The organism is Pseudomonas sp. TE21435, from assembly GCF_056279265.1.
This window is the reverse complement of sequence record NZ_JBWBQZ010000001.1, coordinates 3,484,368-3,506,998: the sequence shown is the minus strand read 5'-3', so window position 1 is coordinate 3,506,998 and position 22,631 is coordinate 3,484,368. Positions and strand designations below refer to the sequence as shown.

The window sequence follows — 22,631 nt, the reverse complement described above, 5'->3', positions numbered from 1 at the left end:
GGCAGCCGTGACAGGCATTCTGTAGCATTGGACGGCGCGCCGTGGGCGCGTCTTTGCTTTATCAGATGGAGAGCGCTATGGCTTGGAACGAGCCGGGTGGCAACTCGAACAATCAGGATCCCTGGGGCGGCCGCCGTAATGGTGGCGGCGGTGGTGGCGACAAGAAAGGTCCACCGGATCTGGACGAGGCCTTCCGCAAGCTGCAGGACAGCCTGAACGGCATGTTCGGCAGTGGCAAGAAACGTGGCGGCGGCGGTGACCGCAATATCGGCAAGGGTGGCGGCTATGGCCTGCTGGGCATCGGCCTGGCGGCTCTGGCGGCAATCTGGCTGTATAACGCCGTCTATGTCGTGGACGAGCAGGAGCAGGCCGTGGTGCTGCGCTTCGGCAAGTACTACGAGACCGTTGGTCCCGGCCTGAATATCTATTTCCCGCCGATCGACCGCAAGTACATGGAAAACGTGACCCGCGAGCGGGCGTACACCAAGCAGGGGCAGATGCTCACCGAAGACGAAAACATCGTCGAAGTGCCACTGACCGTGCAGTACCGCATCAGCAACCTGCAGGACTTCGTGCTCAACGTCGACCAGCCGGAAGTCAGCCTGCAGCATGCGACCGAAAGCGCCCTGCGCCACGTGGTGGGTTCCACCTCGATGGACCAGGTGCTGACCGAAGGCCGCGAGCAGATGGCGGTGGATATCCGCGAGCGCCTGCAGCGTTTCCTCGACACCTACCGCACCGGTATCACTGTCACCCAGGTCAACGTACAGAGCGCGGCAGCCCCGCGTGAAGTGCAGGAAGCCTTCGACGACGTGATCCGTGCCCGTGAGGACGAGCAGCGTGCGCGCAACCAGGCCGAGTCCTACGCCAATGGTGTGGTACCGGAGGCCCGTGGCCAGGCGCAGCGCATCATCGAGGACGCCAACGGCTACCGTGATGAAGTCATTGCCCGCGCCAAGGGTGAGGCCGATCGCTTCACCAAGTTGGTCGCCGAGTACCGCAAGGCACCGGAGGTCACGCGCCAGCGTCTGTACCTGGATACCATGCAGGAGGTCTACAGCAACTCCAGCAAGGTTCTGGTCACGGCCAAGGACGGGCAGAACAACCTGCTCTACCTGCCGTTGGACAAGATGGTCGAAGGCAGCCGTGGCAACAGTGCAGCGCCGGCCAGCAGCGTATCGCCGTCGGTCAATGACGCCGCCGCGCGTGCCGCGCAGGACCTGCAACCACAACCGCCGCTGCGTTCCAGGGAGAGCCGCTGATGAGCAATAAGTCACTGTTCGCCCTGATCGGCGCCGTGGTGCTGGCGATCGCCGCCTGGAACTGCTTCTACATCGTTTCGCAGACTGAACGCGCGGTATTGCTGCAGTTCGGCCGCGTGGTCAAGGCCGATGTCCAGCCTGGCCTGCACGTGAAGGTGCCGTACGTGAACCAGGTGCGCAAGTTCGACGCCCGCCTGATGACCCTCGACGCACCGACCCAGCGTTTCCTGACGCTGGAGAAGAAAGCGGTGATGGTCGATGCCTACGCCAAATGGCGAGTCAAGGACGCCGAGCGCTTCTATACCGCAACCTCGGGTATGAAGCAGATCGCCGACGAGCGCCTGTCGCGTCGTCTGGAGAGCGGCCTGCGTGACCAGTTTGGTAAGCGCACCCTGCACGAAGTGGTTTCCGGTGAACGTGATGCGCTGATGGCAGACATCACCGCGTCGCTGAACCGCATGGCTAGCAAGGAGCTGGGTATCGAAGTGGTCGACGTTCGCGTCAAGGCCATCGACCTGCCCAAGGAAGTCAACCGCAGCGTGTTCGACCGCATGAGCACCGAGCGCGAGCGTGAAGCCCGCGAGCATCGCGCCAAGGGTAACGAGCTGGCCGAAGGTATTCGTGCCGACGCCGATCGTCAGCGCCGAGTGCTGCTGGCCGAAGCGTACCGCGAAGCGGAAGAGACCCGTGGTGATGGCGATGCCCAGGCGGCTGCCATCTATGCCAAGGCCTACACGCAGGACGCCGATTTCTACGCGTTCTACCGTAGCCTCAAGGCCTACCGCGAAAGCTTCTCCAGCAAGAGCGATGTACTGGTCCTGGATTCGAAGAACGAGTTCTTCAGGTTCCTGGACAAGAGCAAGCCCTGATCGTGCTCTCATGAGGGATTCGCCCCGCCGGGCAGCTAAAATGCCTGGCGGGGTGCATCCTGAATGAAAAGGGGTGTATGATGAGTCAGCCGGGAAATTCCCGGCTTTTTTGCGTCTGCAAGGTTGATTGGCAAACGGCCAGTTGACGGTTTGGTCAGGTCGCAAGGCAATTCGAGGGTATTGGCTACGGTGGTTGCGCTGGGATCGGTGCTGCCCGCTGTTGTGCGTCAATGCCTGCTTTACTCACGGCTCGCCAGCTGGCTGGCCGCCCGGACCAGAGGGGAAATGGCGTAATGGCAACGGTAGACCGCTGGCTACTGCCAGATGGCATCGAGGAAGTACTGCCACCTGAGGCGGCGCGCATCGAGATCGCGCGTCGTCAGGTGTTGGACCTGTTCCAGAGTTGGGGTTACGAACTGGTCGTCACCCCGCATATCGAGTACCTGGAGTCGCTGCTCACCGGCGCCGGCCAGGACCTGGACCAGCGTACCTTCAAGGTCGTCGACCCGCAGTCCGGCCGCCTGATGGGTTTCCGTGCCGACTTCACGCCGCAGGTGGCGCGCATCGACGCCCACACCCTGCGCCGTGAAGGCCCGAGCCGCCTGTGCTATGCCGGCAGCGTGCTGCATGCGCAGCCGCGTGCCTTGTCGACCTCGCGTAGCCCGATCCAGCTGGGCGCCGAGCTGTACGGCGACGCCAGCCCTACCAGCGATGTCGAAGTCATCAGCCTGATGCTCGCCACACTGCAGCTGACCGATGTCGCCGATGTGCACATGGACCTTGGACATGTCGGTATCTATCGCGGCCTGGCCCGTGCCGCCAACCTGTCCGGCGCGGTCGAGCAGCAACTGTTCGATGCCCTGCAGCGCAAGGCCGTCGATGAAGTGCAGGCGCTGACCGCAGACCTGCCGAAGGACCTGGGCAACATGCTGCGCGCCCTGTGCGAACTGTGCGGTGGCCGTGAAGTGCTGGCCGAGGCCCGTGTGCGCCTGGGCCGTGCCCCGGCCAGCGTGCTGGCGGCGCTGGACGACCTGTTGGCGATCGCTGACCGCCTGGCTTCGCGCTACCCGGACCTGCCACTGTACTTCGACCTCGGCGAACTGCGCGGCTACCACTATCACACTGGCGTGGTGTTCGCCGTGTTCGTGCCTGGCGAAGGTCAATCGATCGCCCAGGGCGGCCGCTATGACGACATCGGCGCCGATTTTGGCCGGGCACGCCCGGCCACCGGATTCTCCACGGATTTGAAGACCCTGGTCACACTGGGGCGAGCGGAGGTCGTATTGCCTGTTGGCGGCATCTGGATGCCCGACAGCAGCGATGCGGCCCTCTGGCAGATGGTCTGCCAGTTGCGCAACGAGGGCCAGCGAGTGGTCCAGGCTTTGCCTGGCCAGCCGCTGAGTGCTGCCCTCGAGGCGGATTGTGATCGGCAATTGATTCAGCAAGACGGGCGCTGGCAGGTTCTGCCGCTGACCCATTGAGATTCTTCGCCGGCAATGGGCCGGCACCAAGTTTGCGTGAATGAGGACAAATGTAATGGGTAAGAATGTCGTCGTCCTGGGCACCCAGTGGGGTGATGAGGGCAAAGGCAAGATCGTCGATCTGCTGACCGAACATGCTGCCGCCGTCGTGCGCTACCAAGGTGGCCACAACGCGGGCCACACCCTGGTGATCAACGGTGAGAAGACTGTTCTGCACCTGATTCCGTCCGGCATCCTGCGTGAAGGCGTGCAATGCCTGATCGGCAACGGCGTGGTCGTTGCCCCGGATGCCCTGATGCGTGAAATCACCAAGCTGGAAGAGAAGGGCGTACCGGTGCGCGAGCGCCTGCGCATTTCCCCGGCTGCTCCGCTGATCCTGTCGTACCACGTGGCCCTCGACCAGGCCCGTGAAAAAGCCCGCGGCGAAGCCAAGATCGGCACCACCGGTCGTGGTATCGGCCCGGCCTACGAAGACAAGGTGGCCCGTCGCGGGCTGCGCGTCGGCGACCTGTTCCACCGCGAGCGCTTCGCCGCCAAGCTCGGTGAGCTGCTGGACTACCACAACTTCCAGCTGGTGAACTACTACAAAGAGCCGGCCATCGACTTCCAGCAGACACTGGACGAGTGCATGGCCTATGCCGAGCAGCTCAAGCCGATGATGCTCGACGTCACCGCCGAACTGCATAACCTGCGCCGCGCCGGCAAGGACATCATGTTCGAAGGCGCCCAGGGCTCGCTGCTGGACATCGACCACGGTACCTACCCGTACGTCACCAGCTCCAACACCACCGCCGGCGGCATCTCCACCGGTTCCGGCGTTGGCCCGATGTACCTGGACTACATCCTGGGCATCACCAAGGCCTACACCACCCGCGTCGGTTCCGGTCCGTTCCCGACCGAGCTGTTCGACGAGACCGGCGCCACCCTGGCCAAGCGTGGCCACGAGTTCGGCTCCACCACCGGCCGTGCCCGTCGTTGCGGCTGGTTCGATGCCGTGATCCTGCGTCGCGCCATCGACGTCAACAGCATCTCGGGCATCTGCCTGACCAAGCTGGATGTGCTGGACGGCCTGGAAACCATCAACATCTGCGTTGGCTACAAGAACGAGAACGGTGCCGTCATCGACGCGCCTTCCGATGCCGACAGCTACATCGGCCTGGAGCCGGTGTACGAAGAGATGCCAGGCTGGAGCGAGTCGACCCTGGGCGTTAAAACCCTGGAAGAGCTGCCGCAGGCCGCGCGCAACTACATCAAGCGCATCGAGGAACTGGTCGGCGCGCCGATCGATATCATCTCGACTGGCCCGGACCGCAACGAAACGATCGTGCTGCGTCATCCGTTCGCCTGATCAGCTACTCGCTAGCTGACTGAACGCCGCGCCCCCGCAAGGAGGCGCGGCGTTTTCATATGGGGTACGAAGTAGCGGCGGACTTGCCCCGCGCATGGCATCGGCGTGGGCAATTTCGCTGCCATGGATAATTACCTCATACCTTTGGCATTTATACCTGCTGTCTCAGGCACAACCCTTGCTGTAAGAAGTTTCTGTAGATGCCATCAAAGTAATGGCGCCAGAAACACGAGGGTTACAACGTGTCTGCCATCCTTTCACTGTTACGAAGCCGCCTCTTGCGGCCTGTGTTTGTTGCGCTTGGTATCGCTCTTCTGGTGCAGGTGCTGGTTGCCGTTGCACTGACGCGGAGCACGGTCACCGCCCTGGAGGCCGATTTGGGGGCGCGCCTGGGCAATGACAGCCAGAAACTGGCTGCCGAACTGGAGCAGGCCGGGGAGGATGTCCGGGCTGGGCTCGACAGGCTTTCCGTCAGTACGCGCCAGCGTTTGAGTGCGGGCCTGTCCAGCCGCCTGCAGGATGAGCAGCAGCAGCTGCGCGCAACGCTGGAGGAAAATCTCAGGGACTCGGCTCATGAAATGGCCGATCTGTTGGCCTCGGTCGCGCCCCGGGCGATCTGGGACAACGACGTGCCGATGCTCTCGGACTTCGCTCGCCGTGCTCAGCGCAATCCCAATGTGCTGTTCGTGATCTACGATGATGCCCAGGGCCAGCACCTGACTCGCTACCTTAACCGGCAGAACCCGATCAACCAGGCATTGATGGAAAAGGGCCAGGGTGAACGGGCGCTGGACAAGGTGCTGGATGCCGCGCGCAAGGATCCGTCGGTGTACTTCGTAGAAGCGTCGATCAACCCCAATGGCGCAGAGATCGGCAAGGTGCTGATGGGCGTGTCCACCGCGGGCATCGACCAGGAGCTCAAGGCCCTGGATCAGCGCTTCGCGGCCTTGATCGCCAGTGGCGAGCAACTGGTCGGGGAAAGCCTGGTGGCCGCCGCCGCCGACAGTGGCAAGGCCTTGCGTGCGCGCCTGGAGACAGCCCAGCACAGCGCCACGGCGATGCAGGCCAATACCGCGCAGACCGTGCGTGATGCCGCCGCCGAGCTGCGCTGGCGCATCGGCCTGGGTCTGGTGCTGGTCGGTCTGGGTGTGCTGCTGGTGGTGGCCGTGGTGCTCGGGCGTCGCGTCCTCAGCAAGCTCGGCCTGCTGATCGCCGCGTTGAACGACCTGGCCGCCGGCGAAGGCGACCTGACCAAGCGCGTCAAGCTCGACAGCCGTGACGAGATCGGCGACATGGCCTCGGCGGTCAACCGCTTCGTCGACAAGCTGCAGCCGATCGTCCGCGAGGCCGGCGAAGTGGCGCAGCGTACCGGCGTGGAGATCGACAGCATGGCCCAGCGCAACGCCGGGGCCGATGCCGCCGCCGCGTTGCAGCGCGACGAAGTGGCTGCCAGCCTGCGCGACCTGTCGAGCATGGCTGACGAGGCCCAGGCCGAGAGCCATGCCATGCAGGCGGCATTGCAGCAGGTGGTGGATATTCGCCAGGCGACCGACGAGAACAGTCGTGCCTCGACGCAATTGGCGAGGTTGATCGAGAACCTGGCCGGCGAAGTGCAGACCGGCTCCCAGGTGATCGAGCGGCTGGCCAAGCAGAGCGAGCAGATCGAGGTGGTGCTGACGGTGATCCATGGCATTGCCGAGCAGACCAACCTGTTGGCGCTTAACGCTGCTATCGAAGCTGCGCGGGCCGGAGAGACCGGGCGCGGTTTCGCCGTGGTGGCCGATGAGGTGCGTGCCTTGGCGAGCAAGACGCAGAGCTCGACCGGGGATATCCAGTCGCATATCGCTGCGCTGCAGCAAGGCGCCAAGGAGGCGGTGGCGACCATCAGCCAGGCCGGGCGCCAGGCCAGTGAAGGCTTGCTGGTGTTGCGCGACAATGAGCGGCGCCAGCAATCGGTGCAGACTGCGGTCGAGCAGGTGCATGCGGCGATCGGCCTGGCCACGCGAGCGGCCGAGCAGCAGGCCAGCGGCGCGCAGGCCGTGCGTGGGCGAGTCGAAACCATCCATGCCCAGGCCGAGCGTTCGGCCGAGGTGGTGATGCAGACCACGGCCAGCAGCAAGGTACTGGATGACTTGGCGGCGCAGTTGCGGGCCAGCCTGGGGCAGTTCAGGGCCTGAGGAAAGGTGGGGGCTTCATCGCCGGCAAGCCGGCTCCCACAATTACAGTGCGGGCTTGAGAGCGACGCGGTAGGGGTGGGAGTCGGCTTGTCGTGGCGACGAACCGCGGCAAAAGGGACGCAACGCGCCCCCAAGGGGAGGCTGTCACGCCTTGTTCAGGTACATCCTGGTAGTCAGCAGATACACCGGCAACCCCGACACCACGATCAGCAACGCCGCATAAGGCGCCGCCGCCGCGAACTCGACGTTGGCGGTATGCGCCCATACCTCGGTGGCCAATGTGGTCATCCCGGTCGGGCTGAGCAGCAGGGTGGCGGTCAACTCCTTCATCGCATCCAGGAACACCAGGGCGAAAGCCGCTGCCATTGCCGGGAAGATGATCGGCAAGGTAACCCGGCAGAAGGCTGCGAAGCTGGTGGCGCCCAAGGTACGCGCCGCCTCTTCCAGAGTTGGCGAGGCCTTGTTCAGTGCGGTGCGTACCGGCGACTGTGCCAGCGGCAGGAACAGCAAGGCGTAGGCCAGGATCAGCAGCGCGGTGGTCTGGTACAGCGCCGGCACGTAATGCAGGGCGAAGAACACCAGGGTCAGCGCGATCACCAGCCCGGGCAGGGCGTGCAGCAGGTACGGCAAACGCTCGGCCCAGATCGCCAGACGCCCCTTGTAGCGCACCACCAGAAAGCTGATTGGCAGGGCCAGCAGCACGCAGAAGCCGGCGCCACCCAATGACACCGACAGCGAGGTGCCCAGGGCCTTGCCGATGGCCGCGACCGGGAAGGCCGCCGATGAGCCCACGCTCAGCCAGTAGCCGAGCATGGCTAGCGGAATGCCGCTGCCCAGCACCGCCAGTGCCAGGCAGAACAGCTGGCTCAGAGGCATCCAGCCGCGCAGCCGCAAGGGTTGAGCGCGGCGTGCCACGCCCTGGCCAATGCGCACATGGCGCGCCTTGCCGCGTACCCGCAGTTCCAGCCATAGCATTGCCAGGCACAGCACCAGCAGCACCGCTGAGAGCATCGCCGCGTTGGCGTTGCTGAACTCCAGCTCGAACTGCTGGTAGATCGCTGTGGTGAAGGTCTGCAGGCCAAGGATCGACAGGGCGCCGAACTCCACCAGCATGTGCAGGGCAATCAGCAGCCCGCCGCCGAGCATCGACGGCCACAGCAACGGCAGGGTGATTTTGCGGAACACGCCCCAGCGGCTGCAGCCCAGAGTGCGCGCCGACTCCTCCAGCGCGGTATCCAGGTTGCGCAGGGTGGCGGCCACCGGCAGGAACACCAGTGGGTACTTCGACAGCGCCATCACCAGGATCGCCCCGCCCAGTCCTTCGAAGTCCGAGCTCAGCGACACCCAGGTGAAGCTGCTGACGAACGATGGCACGGCGAATGGCAGGCACAGCACCACGCCCCACAGGCGTCGGCCCGGCAGGTCGCTGCGCTCCAGCAGCCAGGCCAGGGCCACGCCCACCACCAGGCACAGCGCGGTGACGCCGACCATCAGCAGCAGGGTGTTGCGCAGCAAGCCCCACACGAACGGACGCCATAGCAGGCGCAGGGCTTCATGCCAGCCGGCATCCCAGGCCTTGAGCCCGACGTACAGCAATGGCAGCAGGCTCATGGCCACCAGGAACAGCACGGGCAGCACCACCCAGGTGGACGGGCGCTTGCGCTTGGGGACAAAGCGCGCCAAGGCGGGTGAGGGCAGGGCGGCAGTCATCAGAGCAGGCCAACCTCACGTTCCAGTTCGATGGCTTCCTCGGCATTGCCAAGGTCGGCCGGCGAGATCTTCGGCGGGCGCAGCTCATCGAACGGCTTCAGGCCACGGTCGGAAACCATGCCTTTATGCAGCGGGTATTCGGCGGTGGTCTGGGTGATCACGCGCTGGCCTTCTTCGCTGGCCATCCAGTTGAGCAGGGCCTGTGCTTCTTTCGGGTGCTTGCTGGCCTTGACCGCGGCGGCACCGGAGATGGTCACCAGGTTGCCCGCGTCGCCGTCGGCCAGGTAGTACAGCTTGGAATCGAGCTTGCCGCGCTCGCGCTCCAGGGCGTACCAGTAGTAGTTGTTCACCAGTACCGCGGCGACTTCGCCTTTTTCCACGGCCTTCAGTGCGACCATGTTGTTGGTGTAGGTCTTGCCGAAGGCTTTCAGGCCGGTCAGCCATTCTTCGGTGGCTTCGCGTCCGTGCATCTTGAGGATGGCCACCGCCTGTTCCTGGAAGGCGCCGCTGGTGGGCACGTAGCCGACACGGCCGTCCCATTCGGGGCCGGCGAAATCCATCACCGTGGTCGGCAGGTCCTTCTCATCGATCTTCTTCGGGTTGTAGACCACCACGCGGGTGCGCGCGGTGACGCCCATCCAGGTGCCGTTGGCGCCCACGTACTCCTTGGGCAGCATGTTCAGGGTGGCGTCGTCGATCTTCGCCAGCAGGCCCAGTTCGCCCAGGTTGTTCAGCGGTGGCGACTCTTCGGTATAGATGATGTCGGCCGGCGAGCGTTCGCCTTCCTCGATGATCTGGCTGGCCAGCTGGTTGCTGCTGCCCTTGCGGATATTGATATGGATGCCAGTCTTGGCCTCGTAGGCCTTGGCGATGGCTTCACCGATTTCCTTGTGCTGGCCGTTGTACATTGTCAACGTGACTGGTTCGTCTGCCAGGGCGGCCGGAGCGCCGATCACCAGGCTCAGGACTGCGGCGGCCAGGGTGCGCATCAGCGGTTGCGGGCGGATCGTCATGCGGGTGCTTCCTCGCTTACGGCTACATATTTGGAAACAATGGTAAACGAAATTGTTTCTCAAATGGGCGCATGACGGGAAATTCATGGGTAGACGAAGGAGGGGGGGGCTGCCCGGCGACATGAAATCGCAGGCAAGAAAAAACCCACTAGCAAGCTAGTGGGTTTTTGTATGGTGCCCAGGAGAAGACTCGAACTTCCACGACCGTTAAGTCACTGATACCTGAAACCAGCGCGTCTACCAATTCCGCCACCTGGGCAAAGCTTTGCATCGTCTGCTGAAGGCGACTTTCGTCTGCTTTCACACAGTAGTAACAGATCCTTGGTCATCTGTTACTTGAAAATTTTTGGTGCCCAGGAGAAGACTCGAACTTCCACGACCGTTAAGTCACTGATACCTGAAACCAGCGCGTCTACCAATTCCGCCACCTGGGCACACATTCGAGATTAAAAGATGCTTTACAGCGTCGTTCATCTCTACTACAACTTCGGGGTTGTCCGTCGTTGTGGTGCGCACTATACGGACGCTCCTGATGGCTGTAAAGCCCCTGATCGAAAAAAAATTCAAAAAATTCAACCCGTTGATTCCACGCGCCTATTTCCGTTCGGCGGATACCACGCCGGGGCTGTCCAAGGCTGACATTTCCGGTTTCAATACGCCTATGCCAGAATTCATATCTATATACCCCAAGGTGAACCCCTTCTGATGGCCGATTGGCAATCCCTCGATCCCGAGGCCGCTCGCGAAGCGGAAAAATACGACAACCCTATCCCCAGCCGTGAGCTGATCCTGCAGCGCCTCGCCGACCGTGGCGAGCCGGCTGCCCGCGAACAGCTGGCCGAAGAGTTCGGTCTTTACGAAGAAGACCAGATCGAAGCCCTGCGCCGCCGCCTGCGTGCCATGGAGCGCGACGGTCAGCTTATCTATACCCGGCGCGGCACCTATGCCCCGGTGGACAAGCTTGACCTTATCTGTGGCCGCGTGTCCGGCCACCGCGACGGTTTCGGCTTCCTGATTCCCGACGATGGCAGCGAAGACCTGTTCCTCAGCCCGTCGCAGATGCGCCTGGTGTTCGACGGCGACCGCGGCCTGGCCCGTGTTTCCGGCGTGGACCGCCGTGGCCGCCGCGAAGGTGTGCTGGTGGAAGTCATCTCCCGCGCCCACGAAAGCGTGGTCGGCCGTTACTTCGAAGAGGGCGGCATCGGCTATGTGACCCCCGACAACCCGAAGATCCAGCAGGAAGTGCTGGTCACCGCCGGGCGCAACGGCGGCGCCAAGATCGGCCAGTTCGTGTCGATCAAGATCACCCACTGGCCAACCCCGCGCTTCCAGCCGCAGGGTGATGTGGTCGAGGTGATCGGCAACTACATGGCGCCGGGCATGGAGATCGACATCGCCCTGCGCAGCTATGACATCCCGCATGTCTGGCCGCAGGAGGTGATCAAGGAAGCGCGCAAGTTCCGCTCCGAAGTCGAGGAGAAAGATAAAGAGAAGCGCATCGACCTGCGCCATCTGCCTTTCGTCACCATCGACGGCGAAGACGCCCGCGACTTCGACGATGCGGTGTATTGCGAGCCGCTCGGCAAGCTGCGCATGTTCTCCGGCGGCTGGCGCCTGTACGTGGCGATCGCTGACGTTTCCAGCTACGTGCGCCTGGGTTCGGCCCTGGATACCGAAGCGCAGCAACGGGGTAACTCGGTGTACTTCCCCGAGCGCGTCGTGCCGATGCTGCCCGAAGAGCTGTCCAACGGCCTGTGCTCGCTGAACCCGCACGTCGATCGCCTGGCCATGGTCTGCGAAATGACCATCAACAAGGCCGGCCAGATGGTCGACTACCAGTTCTACGAGGGTGTGATCCACTCCCATGCGCGCCTGACCTACAACAAGGTCAGCAGCATGCTCGAGCATTCCCGCACCCGCGAAGGCAAGGCCCTGCGCGAGGAGTACAGCGCGGTGCTGCCGGACCTGAAGAGCCTGTACGCCCTGTACAAGGTGCTGCTGGCGGCCCGTCACACCCGCGGCGCGATTGACTTCGAAACCCAGGAAACCCGGATCATCTTTGGCGATGACCGCAAGATCGACGAAATTCGTCCGACCGTGCGCAACGACGCCCACAAGCTGATCGAAGAGTGCATGCTGGCGGCCAACGTCGCGACGGCCGAGTTTCTGCAGAAGCACAATGTGCCTGCGCTGTACCGCGTGCACGACGGCCCGCCGCCCGAGCGCCTGGAGAAGTTGCGCGCATTCCTCGGTGAGCTGGGCCTGAGCCTGCACAAAGGCAAGGATCCTTCGCCGAAGGACTACCAGGCGCTGCTGGCGAGCATCGCCGGGCGCCCGGACTTCCACCTGATCCAGACTGTCATGCTGCGCTCGCTGAGCCAGGCGGTGTACAGCGTCGAGAACAACGGTCACTTCGGTCTGAACTACGAGGCCTACACCCACTTCACCTCGCCGATCCGGCGTTACCCGGACCTGCTGGTGCACCGCGCCATCCGCAGCGTGATCCGCTCCAAGGTCGACACCCCGCACGTCAAGCGTGCCGGTGCCATGAGCATTCCCAAGGCGCGCATCTACCCGTACGACGAGAACAGCCTCGAGCAGATGGGCGAGCAGTGCTCGATGACCGAGCGCCGCGCCGACGAGGCTACCCGCGACGTGGTCAACTGGCTCAAGTGCGAGTACATGCGTGATCGCGTCGGCGAGACCTTCCCAGGTGTGATCACTGCGGTGACCGGCTTTGGCCTGTTCATCGAGCTGACCGACATCTATGTCGAAGGCTTGGTGCATGTCAGCGCCTTGCCGGGTGACTACTACCACTTCGATCCGGTGCATCACCGCCTGTCCGGTGAGCGCAGCGGCCGCAGCTTCCGCCTGGGCGACACGGTCGAGGTGAAGGTCATGCGTGTCGACCTCGAGCAGCGCAAGATCGACTTCGAAATGTCGGAGAAGACCGTCACCGCGCCGGTCGGCCGCAAGCCACGCGCTGCCGCGCAGCCGGTGGCCGAGCAGGCGCCTGCCGCCGAAGCGAAGATTTCGCCCAAGCCGCGCAGCCGCAAGAGCGAGGCTTCCGAGGCGTACTTCCCGAAAGACGCCGTGCAGCGCAATGCCGAGGTGCGCAAGAGCCGTGAAATGAAGAAGGCGCTGATGGGCGAGGCGCGTGCCAGCGGCCATGCCGGCGGCAAGTCGGAAAAAGGTGGCAAGTCGTCCGGCAAGCCGACCAAGCATCGCAAGGGGCCGCCCAAGTCCGGCGCGCCACGCAAGGGCAAGAACAAGTCATGAGTCAGCTGGAAAAGATCTACGGCGTGCATGCCGTGCAGGCGCTGCTGCAACACCACCCCAAGCGGGTAAAGCAGATCTGGCTGTCCGAAGGGCGCAGTGAGCCACGCATCCAGGCCCTGCTGGAGCTGGCTGCGCAGAACCGCGTCCAGGTCGGCCAGGCCGAGCGCCGTGAGCTCGACGCCTGGGTCGAAGGTGTGCATCAGGGGGTGGTCGCCGACGTGAGCCCGAGCCAGGTATGGGGCGAGGCGATGCTCGACGAGCTGCTCGAGCGCACCGAGACGCCGCCACTGATTCTGGTGCTCGATGGCGTTACCGATCCGCACAACCTCGGCGCCTGCCTGCGCACCGCCGATGCGGCCGGGGCGACTGCCGTGGTGATCCCCAAGGACAAGTCCGCGACCCTGACCGGCGTGGTGCGCAAGGTGGCCTGCGGCGCCGCCGAGGTGATGCCGCTGGTGGCCGTGACCAACCTGGCGCGTACCCTGGAGAAACTCCAGCAGCGCGGACTGTGGGTGGTCGGTACCGCTGGCGAGGCCGAGCAGGAAATCTACCAGCAGGACCTGACCGGTCCGCTGGTGATGATCATGGGGGCCGAAGGCAAGGGCATGCGCCGCCTGACCCGTGAACACTGTGATTTCCTGGTGAAGTTGCCGATGGGCGGCAGCGTCAGCAGCCTGAACGTTTCGGTGGCCACCGGGGTGTGCCTGTTCGAGGCCGTGAGGCAGCGTCAGGTCAAGCGCTGATCTGATCGTGTGCGGGAGCGGCGCACCGCCGCTCCCGCGTTGTTTCTCAGGCTTGCGGCCTATTGGGCGAATATGTTTCCGGCTGTTCAAATATTCGCCAACCTCCTTGCTTGTCCTTCCCGGCTTCTCTACAATTGCGCCCCTTGCCGAGCTGGCAGGCGCGCATGTGCCTTCTCTCTAGGGCAAGACATACAGTGTCATTCACTCCTTGTCTGACCAGGTTGCTGGCAGACTACTAACCCGTAAGGAGCATTCATGCGTCATTACGAAATCATCTTCCTGGTTCACCCGGACCAGAGCGAGCAAGTCGGCGGCATGGTTGAGCGTTACACCAAGCTGATCGAAGAAGATGGTGGCAAGATCCACCGCCTGGAAGACTGGGGCCGTCGTCAACTGGCCTACGCAATCAACAATGTTCACAAGGCTCACTACGTGATGCTGAACGTTGAGTGCTCCGGCAAGGCCCTGGCCGAGCTGGAAGACAACTTCCGCTACAACGATGCCGTGATCCGTAACCTGGTCATCCGTCGCGACGAAGCCGTCACCGGCCCGTCCGAGATGCTCAAGGCAGAAGAGAACCGCAGCGAGCGCCGTGAGCGTCGTGAACGTCCTGAGCATGCTGATGGCGCCGAAGGCGACGACAGCAATGACAGCGACAACAGCGATAACGCTGACGAGTAATCCACGGACCTTTTGAGGAGCCTATTACATGGCACGTTTCTTCCGTCGTCGTAAATTCTGCCGCTTCACTGCTGAAGACGTGAAAGAGATCGACTTCAAAGATCTCAACACCCTGAAAGCTTACGTATCCGAAACCGGCAAGATCGTTCCAAGCCGCATCACCGGTACCAAAGCTCGTTATCAGCGTCAGCTGGCCACCGCTATCAAGCGCGCCCGCTTCCTGGCCCTGCTGCCCTACACCGACAGCCACGGCCGCTGAGACCGGGTCGTCGACTAAGTAGCAAGGGATAAGCATGCGAGCGTTGGCAAGTTTCATCATGCGCGGTCGTGTGCAGGCCACCCTCGTGGTGGTCATCAGCGCGGTACTGCCGCTGCTGTTCTGGTTGAGTGCCGCTGCCGGGAGCCTTGTGCTCCTGCGGCGCGGGTTCAAGGACGCTTCATCGGTCATCGCCTGGGGCCTTTTGCCAGCGTTGATCATGGGGTTCTTCGGCGAACCGAGCACCTTGCTGGTGCTTTTGGGAACGCTGGGTCTGGCCGCCTCGTTGCGCGCCGGGCATTCCTGGACCCGGGTACTGCTGTCCAGTGTCGCATTAGGCTTGCTGTACAGCCTGATCCTGGATGCGGTGATGCGCGAAACCTTCGAGGTGCTGGCCAAGGCGCTTGAAAAAGCCCTGCCGCAGTTCGAGGGCCAACCAGTACTACCTGGTGAGCTGATCGGCCCTTTGCTGGTCGCTTCCAGTGCGGTAATGCTGCAGCTGTTCAGCCTGCTGGCCTTGATGCTGGCGCGCTATTGGCAGGCTGCGTTGTACAACCCCGGTGGTTTCGGGCGCGAGTTTCGCGAACTGAGGCTGCCGCTGGTACCCATGCTGGTGCTGGTGTCATTGATGGTGTTGGGCCCGTTCATCGGGTCTCAGTTCATCGTCCTGGCCAGTGCGTCCAGCCTGGTGCTGCTGCTCGCTGGCATCGCCCTGATTCACGGGCTGGTGGCACAAGGGCGACTGGCCGGTTTCTGGCTGGTGGGGATGTACGTGACGTTGCCGCTGCTCATGCAGCTGATGTATCCGTTGCTCGTGGTTCTGGCCATTGTCGACAGCCTGATTGATTTTCGCGGTCGCAAGTCCCCTTCACAGGGTGACGACTCCGCGAACGGTGAAGGTTAAAAGTTAAGAGGTTTTACCAAATGGAACTGATCCTGCTGGAAAAAGTCGCCAACCTGGGCAACCTGGGCGACAAAGTAAACGTTAAGGCTGGTTACGGCCGTAACTTCCTGCTGCCATTCGGCAAGGCCACCGTTGCCAACGCCGCCAACCTGGCCGCGTTCGAAGAACGCCGCGCCGAGCTGGAAAAAGCCGCCGCAGAGAAAAAAGCTTCGGCTGAAAGCCGCGCTGCCCAACTGGCCGAGCTGGAAGTGACCATCACTGCCACCGCTGGCGACGAAGGCAAGCTGTTCGGTTCGATCGGCACCCACGACATCGCTGACGCCCTGACCGCCTCCGGCGTTGAAGTGGCCAAGGCTGAAGTTCGTCTGCCGAACGGCACCATCCGTCAGGTTGGCGAATACGACGTAGCCGTGCACCTGCACAGCGACGTTGAAGCCACCGTACGTGTGGTCGTCGTAGCTGCCTAAGCTGCGTAATCGGCTGGTCCCTCGCGGGCCAGGCGGTTAACATCGGGCACGGTCCTGTTTTGCGCAGGCCGTGCCCTTTGTCTTTTTCATCTTCCAGAATTCTTTCGTGGCCATGAACGAGATCACCACCCCCGAACAACTCGACCTGCAAACCGCTGCCCTGAAGGTGCCGCCGCATTCCATCGAGGCCGAACAGGCCGTGCTCGGTGGCCTCATGCTGGACAACAACGCTTGGGAACGGGTGCTGGATCAGGTGTCGGACGGCGATTTCTATCGGCATGACCATCGCCTGATCTTCCGCGCCATCCACAAGTTGGTGGATGCGAACCAGCCGTTCGACGTGGTCACCCTGCACGAGCAACTGGACAAGGAAGGCGTGTCCACCCAGGTCGGCGGCCTGGCGTATCTGGCCGAGCTGGCCAAGAACACCCCGTCGGTAGCCAACATCAAGGCCTATGCCGCGATCATCCGCGAGCGGGCCACGCTGCGACAGCTGATCAGCATCAGTACCGATATCGCCGACAACGCCTTCAACCCCCAGGGGCGTAACGCCGAAGAGATCCTCGACGACGCTGAACGGCAGATCTTCCAGATTGCCGAGGCGCGGCCGAAGACCGGTGGGCCGGTGGGGGTCAACGAGCTGTTGACCAAGGCGATCGACCGTATCGATACGCTGTTCAACTCCGACAGCGACATTACCGGGGTTTCCACCGGTTATACCGACCTCGACGAGAAGACCAGCGGCCTGCAGGCGGCCGACCTGATCATCGTCGCGGGCCGTCCGTCGATGGGCAAGACCACCTTCGCCATGAACCTGGTGGAAAACGCCGTGTTGCGCAGCGACAAGGTGGTGCTGGTGTTCTCCCTCGAGATGCCCGGTGAATCGCTGATCATGCGTATGCTGTCGTCCCTGGGGCGCATCGACCAGACCAAGGTGCGTTCCGGTCAGCTGGACGACGACGACTGGCCGCGGCTGACCTCGGCGGTCAACCTGCTGAACGACCGCAAGCTGTTCATCGACGATACCGCCGGCATCAGCCCATCGGAAATGCGTGCGCGCACCCGCCGCCTGGCCCGCGAGCACGGCGAGATCGCCATGATCATGGTCGACTACCTGCAGCTGATGCAGATCCCGGGTTCGGCAGGTGACAACCGGACCAACGAGATTTCCGAGATCTCCCGCTCGCTCAAGGCGCTGGCCAAGGAATTCAACTGCCCGGTAATCGCCCTGTCACAGCTCAACCGCTCCCTCGAGCAGCGCCCCAACAAGCGCCCGGTCAACTCCGACCTTCGTGAATCGGGTGCGATCGAGCAGGACGCCGACGTGATCATGTTCGTCTACCGTGACGAGGTGTATCACCCCGAGACCGAGCACAAGGGCGTGGCCGAGATCATCATCGGCAAGCAGCGTAACGGCCCCATCGGCTTCATTCGCCTGGCGTTCATCGGCAAGTACACCCGCTTCGAGAACCTCGCACCGGGCATGTACAACTTCGACGACGACGAGTAATCACCGAGCCTATCCCCGGCAGCAGCGCTCCTGTGGGAGCCGGCTTGCCGGCGATAGGGCCAGTGGAAGCTACAGATGAATCCGACCACCACCGTCGGATTTGGTCAAAATTTGTGCTATATTCCGCGCCCGCGATTTTCCTGCACATTAGAACCGGTCACTGACATGCAAGCAGCCAAACCACTCTACGACTATCCCAAGTACTGGGCCGAATGCTTCGGGCCAGCGCCGTTCCTGCCGATGAGCAGGGAGGAGATGGATCAGCTCGGCTGGGATTCCTGCGACATCATCATCGTGACCGGTGACGCCTACGTCGACCACGCATCGTTCGGCATGGCCATCATCGGCCGCCTGCTCGAGGCCCAGGGCTTCCGGGTGGGCATCATCGCCCAGCCGAACTGGCAGTCGAAGGACGACTTCATGAAGCTCGGCGAGCCGAACCTGTTCTTCGGGGTCGCGGCGGGCAACATGGACTCGATGATCAACCGCTACACCGCGGACAAGAAGATCCGTTCCGACGACGCCTATACCCCCGGCGGCCTGGCCGGCAAGCGTCCGGACCGAGCCAGCCTGGTGTACAGCCAGCGCTGCAAGGAAGCCTACAAGCATGTGCCGATCGTGCTAGGCGGCATCGAGGCCTCGCTGCGCCGTATCGCCCATTACGACTACTGGCAGGACAAGGTCCGCCACTCGATCCTGGTCGACGCCAGCGCCGACATCCTGCTGTACGGCAACGCCGAACGCGCGATCGTCGAGGTTGCCCAGCGCCTGTCCCAGGGTGAAAGCATCGAGCACATCACCGATGTGCGCGGCACCGCGTTCATTCGTCGCGACACCCCGCAGGGCTGGTTCGAGATCGACTCCACCCGTATCGACCGCCCGGGCCGCGTCGACAAGATCATCAACCCGTACGTGAACACCCAGGACACCCAGGCCTGTGCCATCGAGCAGGCCAAGGGCGACCAGGAAGACCCGAACGAAGCCAAGGTCGTGCAGATCCTCGACAGCCCGAGCGTCACCCGCGAGAAGTCGGTGATCCGCCTGCCGTCGTTCGAGAAGGTGCGCAACGACCCGGTGCTCTATGCCCACGCCAACCGCGTGCTGCACCTGGAGACCAACCCGGGCAACGCCCGCGCCCTGGTGCAGAAGCATGGCGAGGTGGATGTGTGGTTCAACCCGCCACCCATTCCCATGACCACCGAAGAGATGGACTATGTGTTCGGCATGCCCTATGCGCGCATCCCGCACCCGGCGTATGGCAAGGAGCGCATCCCGGCCTACGAGATGATCCGCTTCTCGGTGAACATCATGCGTGGCTGCTTCGGTGGCTGCACCTTCTGCTCGATCACCGAGCACGAAGGCCGGATCATCCAGAACCGCTCCCACGAGTCGATCCTGCACGAGATCGAGGAGATGCGCGACAAGGTGCCGGGCTTCACCGGCGTGGTCTCCGACCTCGGCGGACCGACCGCCAACATGTACCGCATCGCCTGCAAGAGCCACGACATCGAGAAGCACTGCCGCAAGCCTTCTTGCGTGTTCCCGGGCATCTGCGAGAACCTCAACACCGACCACAGCTCGCTGATCGAGCTGTATCGCAAGGCTCGTGCCCTGCCGGGGGTCAAGAAGATCCTGATCGCCTCGGGCCTGCGCTACGACCTGGCGGTTGAGTCGCCGGAGTACGTGCGCGAGCTGGTCACCCACCACGTCGGCGGTTACCTGAAGATCGCCCCGGAGCACACCGAGCGTGGTCCGCTGGACAAGATGATGAAGCCGGGCATCGGCACCTACGACCGCTTCAAGCGCATGTTCGAGAAGTTCTCGAAAGAGGCGGGCAAGGAGCAGTACCTGATCCCGTACTTCATTGCTGCCCACCCGGGCACCACCGACGAAGACATGATGAACCTGGCCCTGTGGCTCAAGGGCAACGGCTTCCGTGCCGACCAGGTGCAGGCGTTCTATCCGTCGCCGATGGCTTCGGCCACGGCCATGTACCACTCGGGCAAGAATCCGCTGCGCAAGGTCACCTACAAGAGCGAAGGGGTGGAGATCGTCAAGAGCGAGGAGCAGCGCCGCTTGCACAAGGCGTTCCTGCGTTATCACGATCCGAAGGGCTGGCCGATGCTGCGCGAAGCGCTGCAGCGCATGGGCCGCGCCGACCTGATCGGGCCAGGCAAGCACCAGCTGATCCCGCTGCACCAGCCGGCGACCGACACTTACCAGAGTGCGCGGCGCAAGAACTCGACCCCGGCCGGCAGCCACAAGGTGGGCAAGGACCAGAAGATCCTCACCCAGCACACCGGCCTGCCGCCGCGTGCCAGCGATGGCAGCAAGCCGTGGGACAAGCGCGAGAAAGCCAAGGCCGAGGCGTTCGCCCGCAACCAGCAGGCGGCCAAGGAGCGCAAGGAAGCGGCCAAGGGTGGTGGCGGCAAGGGCAAGAAGCCGCGCCAGCCTGTCATCCCGCGCTGATCATAAAAGGGGCCGCGTTGCGGCCCATCGCCGCGGTTCGTCGCCACGACAAGCCGGCTCCCACTAGGGCAAGGCATGTGCTGCACCTGTGGGAGCCGGCTTGCCGGCGATGGGCTGCAGCGCAGCCCCTTTTCGATTAATCAGGCTTCTTGTCCACCCACTTCGGCAACACCGGCGACTCGAATCGATCCATCCCCTCCAGCAGCGCCTCCGGCTGCTCCCCGAGCAACAGCATTGCCCGGTGCTGTGGCCGCACGAAGCCTTCCTCGACAATATGGTCGAGGAACCCGCCGAGCTTCGCATAGAACCCATTCACATCCAGCAGCCCCAGCGGCTTGGCGTGATAGCCTAGTTGCCCCCAGGTCCACACCTCGAACAGCTCCTCCAGCGTACCCAGGCCACCCGGCAGGGCGATGAAGGCGTCGCTGAGTTCGGCCATGCGCGCCTTGCGCGCATGCATGCCATCTACCACCTCCAGGCGGGTCAGGCCCTTGTGGCCGATTTCGGCGTTCATCAGGCTTTCAGGAATGATGCCGACAACCTCGCCACCCGCCGCCATGGCGGCATCGGCGACGGTGCCCATCAGGCCGACCGCGCCGCCGCCGTACACCAGCGTCAGGCCACGGCGTGCGATGGTCTGGCCGAGGGCGACGGCGGCTTCACGGTAGGCAGGGTTGGCACCGATGCTGGCGCCACAGAAGACACAAACGGAACGTACAGGCATTGCTTATCTCCCTTTACATGCGCGCACAGGGTAAGGCGCATGCCTGTCGGTTCCAAGGGGATCATTCGGGACGGGCGAATTCGCAGACTGCCGAACCGGCCGCGCCACAGGCGTAGGCTGCCAGCAGGCTGCGCATCATGCTGCTCAATGTCATGACATTGCTCCTAATTGAGAGGTTGTCTCATCGTCCATTAAGAGGGCATGATGTGCACTTTGATTGGTTGTATACAATCCATTGAACAAATCTACTGGCTGGCGACTTGACACCTCTTGACCCATATCAGGTACGAGCGTCCGGTTTTCAGGCAGTCTCGCAATTGATAAAACCCTGCCAAGGAGATTCATGATGTTTGCGAAAGCTGTAGCGGTATCCCTGCTGACCCTCGCCAGCGCCTCCGTCTTTGCCGCCGACTGCAAGGTGACTGTCGACTCGACCGACCAGATGTCGTTCAACACCAAGGAATTCACCGTCGACAAGAGCTGCAAGACCGTCGAGATCGAACTGACCCACGGTGGCAGCCTGCCGAAGAACGTCATGGGCCACAACCTGGTCATCAGCAAGACCGCCGACATGCAGGCCATCGCCACCGAAGGCATGTCGCAAGGCCTGGACAAGGATTACATCAAGGCCGACAACGCCGCGATCATCGGCCACACCAAGATGATCGGTGCCGGCGAAAAAGACACCTTCAAGCTCGATACTTCCAAGCTGGAAGCCGGTGGCGACTACAGCTTCTTCTGCACCTTCCCTGGCCACATCTCGATGATGAAGGGCAAGGTCGTCGTCAAGTAAGCGACGCCTGACGCAGTACCCTTGTGGGAGCGGGCTTGCCCCGCGATGGCGAAGGTGAAACCACCAACGTCATCGCAGGGCAGGCACGCTCCCACAGTTGTTTCCATAGCCGGATCAAGGGGCGAACGGCAGCTCGCGCTTGTGCTGGGTCTTGCGGTAGGTGGCGACGATGATGTCGAACGCCTCCTGGCTCACCGGCTCACCGTGCAGGAAGGCGTCGATCTGCTGGTAGGTCACGCCGTGGGACGCTTCGTCCGGCTTGCCCGGTTCGAGGTCTTCTAGGTCCGCGGTCGGTACTTTTTCCACCAGCGATTCCGGCGCGCCAAAGCTGCGCGCAATGGAGCGCACCTGGTTTTTCACCAGCCCGCTCAGCGGCGCCAGGTCGCAGGCCCCGTCACCGAACTTGGTGAAGAAGCCCATCACCGCTTCGGCCGCGTGATCCGTGCCGATCACCAGGCCCGCACGGGCACCGGCGACGGTGTATTGGGCGACCATGCGCGTGCGCGCCTTGACGTTGCCAACGACGAAGTCGACCAGGGTCGGCGAGCCGTTTTCCAGTTCCTCGACCTCCGCCGCCAAGGCCTTTACGGCTGGCGCGATGTCGATGGTGTGCACCTCGTCGGCCTTGATCACCTCCAGGCAGGCCTGGGCGTCGTGCTCGTCGTGCTGCACGTGGTACGGCAGGCGCACGGCGATGAAGGTATATGCCTTGTCGCCGGTTTCGTCGCGCAGCTCGCAGATGGCGCGCTGCGCGAGCAGGGCGGCGGTCAGCGAGTCGACACCGCCACTGATGCCCAGCACCAGGGTCTTGAGCCGGGCATTGGCCAGGCAGTCCTTGATGAACGCCACGCGCCGGGCCACTTCCTGCTCAAGGGCGGCAGCATCGGCGAATGGCGGCTGCACCTTGAGCGCCCGGGCAATCTCTTGCTGAACGGCTTGCATGGG

Annotated in this window: 19 protein-coding genes, 2 tRNA genes and 1 pseudogene; 16 read left to right on the top strand and 6 right to left on the bottom strand. The window is 63.1% G+C overall.

Translation table 11 applies throughout. The features are described from left to right. Positions 1-77: 77 nt before the first annotated feature. From hflK to ACZ9C1_RS15810, 6 genes and pseudogenes are all read left to right on the top strand, one after another. Positions 78-1,262: an FtsH protease activity modulator HflK gene (gene hflK / locus ACZ9C1_RS15835; protein ID WP_102683937.1), complete on the top strand. Its 1,185-nt coding sequence runs from the start codon at positions 78-80 to the stop codon at positions 1,260-1,262. Next, positions 1,262-2,131, top strand: a complete 870-nt coding sequence (gene hflC, locus ACZ9C1_RS15830) for a protease modulator HflC (protein WP_023629896.1) — start codon at positions 1,262-1,264, stop codon at positions 2,129-2,131. Before hflK ends, hflC begins: the two co-directional genes overlap by 1 nt. A gap of 293 nt (positions 2,132-2,424) precedes the next feature. Beyond that, positions 2,425-3,612 carry an ATP phosphoribosyltransferase regulatory subunit gene (locus ACZ9C1_RS15825; protein ID WP_102683938.1) on the top strand — a complete coding sequence of 396 codons (1,188 nt, stop codon included), beginning with the start codon at positions 2,425-2,427 and terminating at the stop codon, positions 3,610-3,612. Between the two features lie 55 nt (positions 3,613-3,667). Then, positions 3,668-4,960 (top strand): adenylosuccinate synthase, encoded by a 1,293-nt coding sequence (locus ACZ9C1_RS15820; RefSeq protein WP_028688256.1) that lies wholly within the window; start codon positions 3,668-3,670, stop codon positions 4,958-4,960. Positions 4,961-5,538: 578 nt separating this feature from the next. Then, a pseudogene (locus ACZ9C1_RS15815) lies at positions 5,539-6,231 on the top strand (methyl-accepting chemotaxis protein); the annotation flags it as partial. 21 nt (positions 6,232-6,252) lie between these two features. Beyond that, positions 6,253-7,137: a methyl-accepting chemotaxis protein gene (locus tag ACZ9C1_RS15810; protein WP_371919835.1), complete on the top strand. Its 885-nt coding sequence runs from the start codon at positions 6,253-6,255 to the stop codon at positions 7,135-7,137. 144 nt (positions 7,138-7,281) lie between these two features. On the opposite strand, the gene ACZ9C1_RS15805 is transcribed toward ACZ9C1_RS15810, so the two are convergent. From ACZ9C1_RS15805 to ACZ9C1_RS15790, 4 genes are all read right to left on the bottom strand, one after another. Next, a complete protein-coding gene (locus tag ACZ9C1_RS15805) occupies positions 7,282-8,847 on the bottom strand; it encodes an ABC transporter permease (protein ID WP_457378394.1) in 1,566 nt (521 codons plus the stop codon). After that, entirely contained in the window at positions 8,847-9,860 is a 1,014-nt protein-coding gene (locus ACZ9C1_RS15800) for an extracellular solute-binding protein (RefSeq protein WP_023629373.1), read from the bottom strand. Before ACZ9C1_RS15800 ends, ACZ9C1_RS15805 begins: the two co-directional genes overlap by 1 nt. Positions 9,861-10,032: 172 nt before the next feature. After that, positions 10,033-10,119, bottom strand: a tRNA-Leu gene (locus tag ACZ9C1_RS15795). 88 nt (positions 10,120-10,207) lie between these two features. Continuing rightward, positions 10,208-10,294, bottom strand: a tRNA-Leu gene (locus ACZ9C1_RS15790). Positions 10,295-10,392: 98 nt separating this feature from the next. On the opposite strand from ACZ9C1_RS15790, the gene ACZ9C1_RS15785 reads away from it, so the two are divergent. The 9 genes from ACZ9C1_RS15785 to ACZ9C1_RS15745 all read left to right on the top strand — a co-directional run bounded on the left by ACZ9C1_RS15785 (position 10,393) and on the right by ACZ9C1_RS15745 (position 20,169). Continuing rightward, complete coding sequence (locus ACZ9C1_RS15785; protein ID WP_158247513.1) at positions 10,393-10,566, top strand: hypothetical protein; 174 nt, start codon at positions 10,393-10,395, stop codon at positions 10,564-10,566. Beyond that, positions 10,566-13,139, top strand: a complete 2,574-nt coding sequence (rnr, locus tag ACZ9C1_RS15780; protein WP_139673819.1) for a ribonuclease R — start codon at positions 10,566-10,568, stop codon at positions 13,137-13,139. Before ACZ9C1_RS15785 ends, rnr begins: the two co-directional genes overlap by 1 nt. Further along, positions 13,136-13,882 (top strand): 23S rRNA (guanosine(2251)-2'-O)-methyltransferase RlmB, encoded by a 747-nt coding sequence (rlmB, locus tag ACZ9C1_RS15775; protein WP_102683943.1) that lies wholly within the window; start codon positions 13,136-13,138, stop codon positions 13,880-13,882. Before rnr ends, rlmB begins: the two co-directional genes overlap by 4 nt. 255 nt (positions 13,883-14,137) lie before the next feature. After that, the gene (gene rpsF, locus ACZ9C1_RS15770; protein WP_023629370.1) at positions 14,138-14,563 is read left to right on the top strand and encodes a 30S ribosomal protein S6; all 426 of its coding nucleotides are present in this window, start codon (positions 14,138-14,140) and stop codon (positions 14,561-14,563) included. Between the two features lie 28 nt (positions 14,564-14,591). Next, positions 14,592-14,822, top strand: coding sequence for a 30S ribosomal protein S18 (gene rpsR / locus ACZ9C1_RS15765; RefSeq protein ID WP_003249563.1), 231 nt, complete (start codon positions 14,592-14,594; stop codon positions 14,820-14,822). 34 nt (positions 14,823-14,856) lie between these two features. Beyond that, positions 14,857-15,723, top strand: coding sequence for a hypothetical protein (locus ACZ9C1_RS15760; RefSeq protein ID WP_046854005.1), 867 nt, complete (start codon positions 14,857-14,859; stop codon positions 15,721-15,723). Positions 15,724-15,743: 20 nt separating this feature from the next. Further along, positions 15,744-16,190 (top strand): 50S ribosomal protein L9, encoded by a 447-nt coding sequence (gene rplI / locus ACZ9C1_RS15755; protein ID WP_046854006.1) that lies wholly within the window; start codon positions 15,744-15,746, stop codon positions 16,188-16,190. Positions 16,191-16,302: 112 nt separating this feature from the next. Continuing rightward, complete coding sequence (dnaB, locus tag ACZ9C1_RS15750; protein ID WP_102683944.1) at positions 16,303-17,700, top strand: replicative DNA helicase; 1,398 nt, start codon at positions 16,303-16,305, stop codon at positions 17,698-17,700. Between the two features lie 165 nt (positions 17,701-17,865). After that, positions 17,866-20,169, top strand: coding sequence for a YgiQ family radical SAM protein (locus ACZ9C1_RS15745; RefSeq protein WP_110701825.1), 2,304 nt, complete (start codon positions 17,866-17,868; stop codon positions 20,167-20,169). Between the two features lie 136 nt (positions 20,170-20,305). Here the strand turns inward: ACZ9C1_RS15745 and ACZ9C1_RS15740 are convergent, their stop codons facing one another. After that, positions 20,306-20,893, bottom strand: coding sequence for an LOG family protein (locus ACZ9C1_RS15740; RefSeq protein WP_476254166.1), 588 nt, complete (start codon positions 20,891-20,893; stop codon positions 20,306-20,308). 346 nt (positions 20,894-21,239) lie between these two features. Between ACZ9C1_RS15740 and azu the strand changes: the two genes are divergently transcribed. Next, positions 21,240-21,686 carry an azurin gene (gene azu / locus ACZ9C1_RS15735; protein ID WP_102683950.1) on the top strand — a complete coding sequence of 149 codons (447 nt, stop codon included), beginning with the start codon at positions 21,240-21,242 and terminating at the stop codon, positions 21,684-21,686. A 114-nt stretch (positions 21,687-21,800) separates the two neighbouring features. On the opposite strand, the gene nadE is transcribed toward azu, so the two are convergent. Further along, a complete protein-coding gene (gene nadE, locus ACZ9C1_RS15730) occupies positions 21,801-22,628 on the bottom strand; it encodes an ammonia-dependent NAD(+) synthetase (RefSeq protein ID WP_476254165.1) in 828 nt (275 codons plus the stop codon). Between the last annotated feature and the right edge of the window lie 3 nt (positions 22,629-22,631).

What these genes read in the sequence shown, in the direction of transcription:
- hflK (WP_102683937.1), top strand. Translation starts at nt 78, where the DNA reads ATGGCTTGGAACGAGCCGGGTGGCAACTCGAACAATCAGGATCCCTGG.
- rlmB (WP_102683943.1), top strand. Translation starts at nt 13,136, where the DNA reads ATGAGTCAGCTGGAAAAGATCTACGGCGTGCATGCCGTGCAGGCGCTG.
- azu (WP_102683950.1), top strand. Translation starts at nt 21,240, where the DNA reads ATGTTTGCGAAAGCTGTAGCGGTATCCCTGCTGACCCTCGCCAGCGCC.
- ACZ9C1_RS15820 (WP_028688256.1), top strand. Translation starts at nt 3,668, where the DNA reads ATGGGTAAGAATGTCGTCGTCCTGGGCACCCAGTGGGGTGATGAGGGC.
- ACZ9C1_RS15825 (WP_102683938.1), top strand. Translation starts at nt 2,425, where the DNA reads ATGGCAACGGTAGACCGCTGGCTACTGCCAGATGGCATCGAGGAAGTA.
- rnr (WP_139673819.1), top strand. Translation starts at nt 10,566, where the DNA reads ATGGCCGATTGGCAATCCCTCGATCCCGAGGCCGCTCGCGAAGCGGAA.
- rpsF (WP_023629370.1), top strand. Translation starts at nt 14,138, where the DNA reads ATGCGTCATTACGAAATCATCTTCCTGGTTCACCCGGACCAGAGCGAG.
- rpsR (WP_003249563.1), top strand. Translation starts at nt 14,592, where the DNA reads ATGGCACGTTTCTTCCGTCGTCGTAAATTCTGCCGCTTCACTGCTGAA.
- hflC (WP_023629896.1), top strand. Translation starts at nt 1,262, where the DNA reads ATGAGCAATAAGTCACTGTTCGCCCTGATCGGCGCCGTGGTGCTGGCG.
- ACZ9C1_RS15740 (WP_476254166.1), bottom strand. Translation starts at nt 20,893, where the DNA reads ATGCCTGTACGTTCCGTTTGTGTCTTCTGTGGCGCCAGCATCGGTGCC.
- rplI (WP_046854006.1), top strand. Translation starts at nt 15,744, where the DNA reads ATGGAACTGATCCTGCTGGAAAAAGTCGCCAACCTGGGCAACCTGGGC.
- ACZ9C1_RS15760 (WP_046854005.1), top strand. Translation starts at nt 14,857, where the DNA reads ATGCGAGCGTTGGCAAGTTTCATCATGCGCGGTCGTGTGCAGGCCACC.
- dnaB (WP_102683944.1), top strand. Translation starts at nt 16,303, where the DNA reads ATGAACGAGATCACCACCCCCGAACAACTCGACCTGCAAACCGCTGCC.
- ACZ9C1_RS15810 (WP_371919835.1), top strand. Translation starts at nt 6,253, where the DNA reads ATGGCCTCGGCGGTCAACCGCTTCGTCGACAAGCTGCAGCCGATCGTC.
- ACZ9C1_RS15805 (WP_457378394.1), bottom strand. Translation starts at nt 8,847, where the DNA reads ATGACTGCCGCCCTGCCCTCACCCGCCTTGGCGCGCTTTGTCCCCAAG.
- ACZ9C1_RS15745 (WP_110701825.1), top strand. Translation starts at nt 17,866, where the DNA reads ATGCAAGCAGCCAAACCACTCTACGACTATCCCAAGTACTGGGCCGAA.
- ACZ9C1_RS15785 (WP_158247513.1), top strand. Translation starts at nt 10,393, where the DNA reads ATGGCTGTAAAGCCCCTGATCGAAAAAAAATTCAAAAAATTCAACCCG.
- ACZ9C1_RS15800 (WP_023629373.1), bottom strand. Translation starts at nt 9,860, where the DNA reads ATGACGATCCGCCCGCAACCGCTGATGCGCACCCTGGCCGCCGCAGTC.
- nadE (WP_476254165.1), bottom strand. Translation starts at nt 22,628, where the DNA reads ATGCAAGCCGTTCAGCAAGAGATTGCCCGGGCGCTCAAGGTGCAGCCG.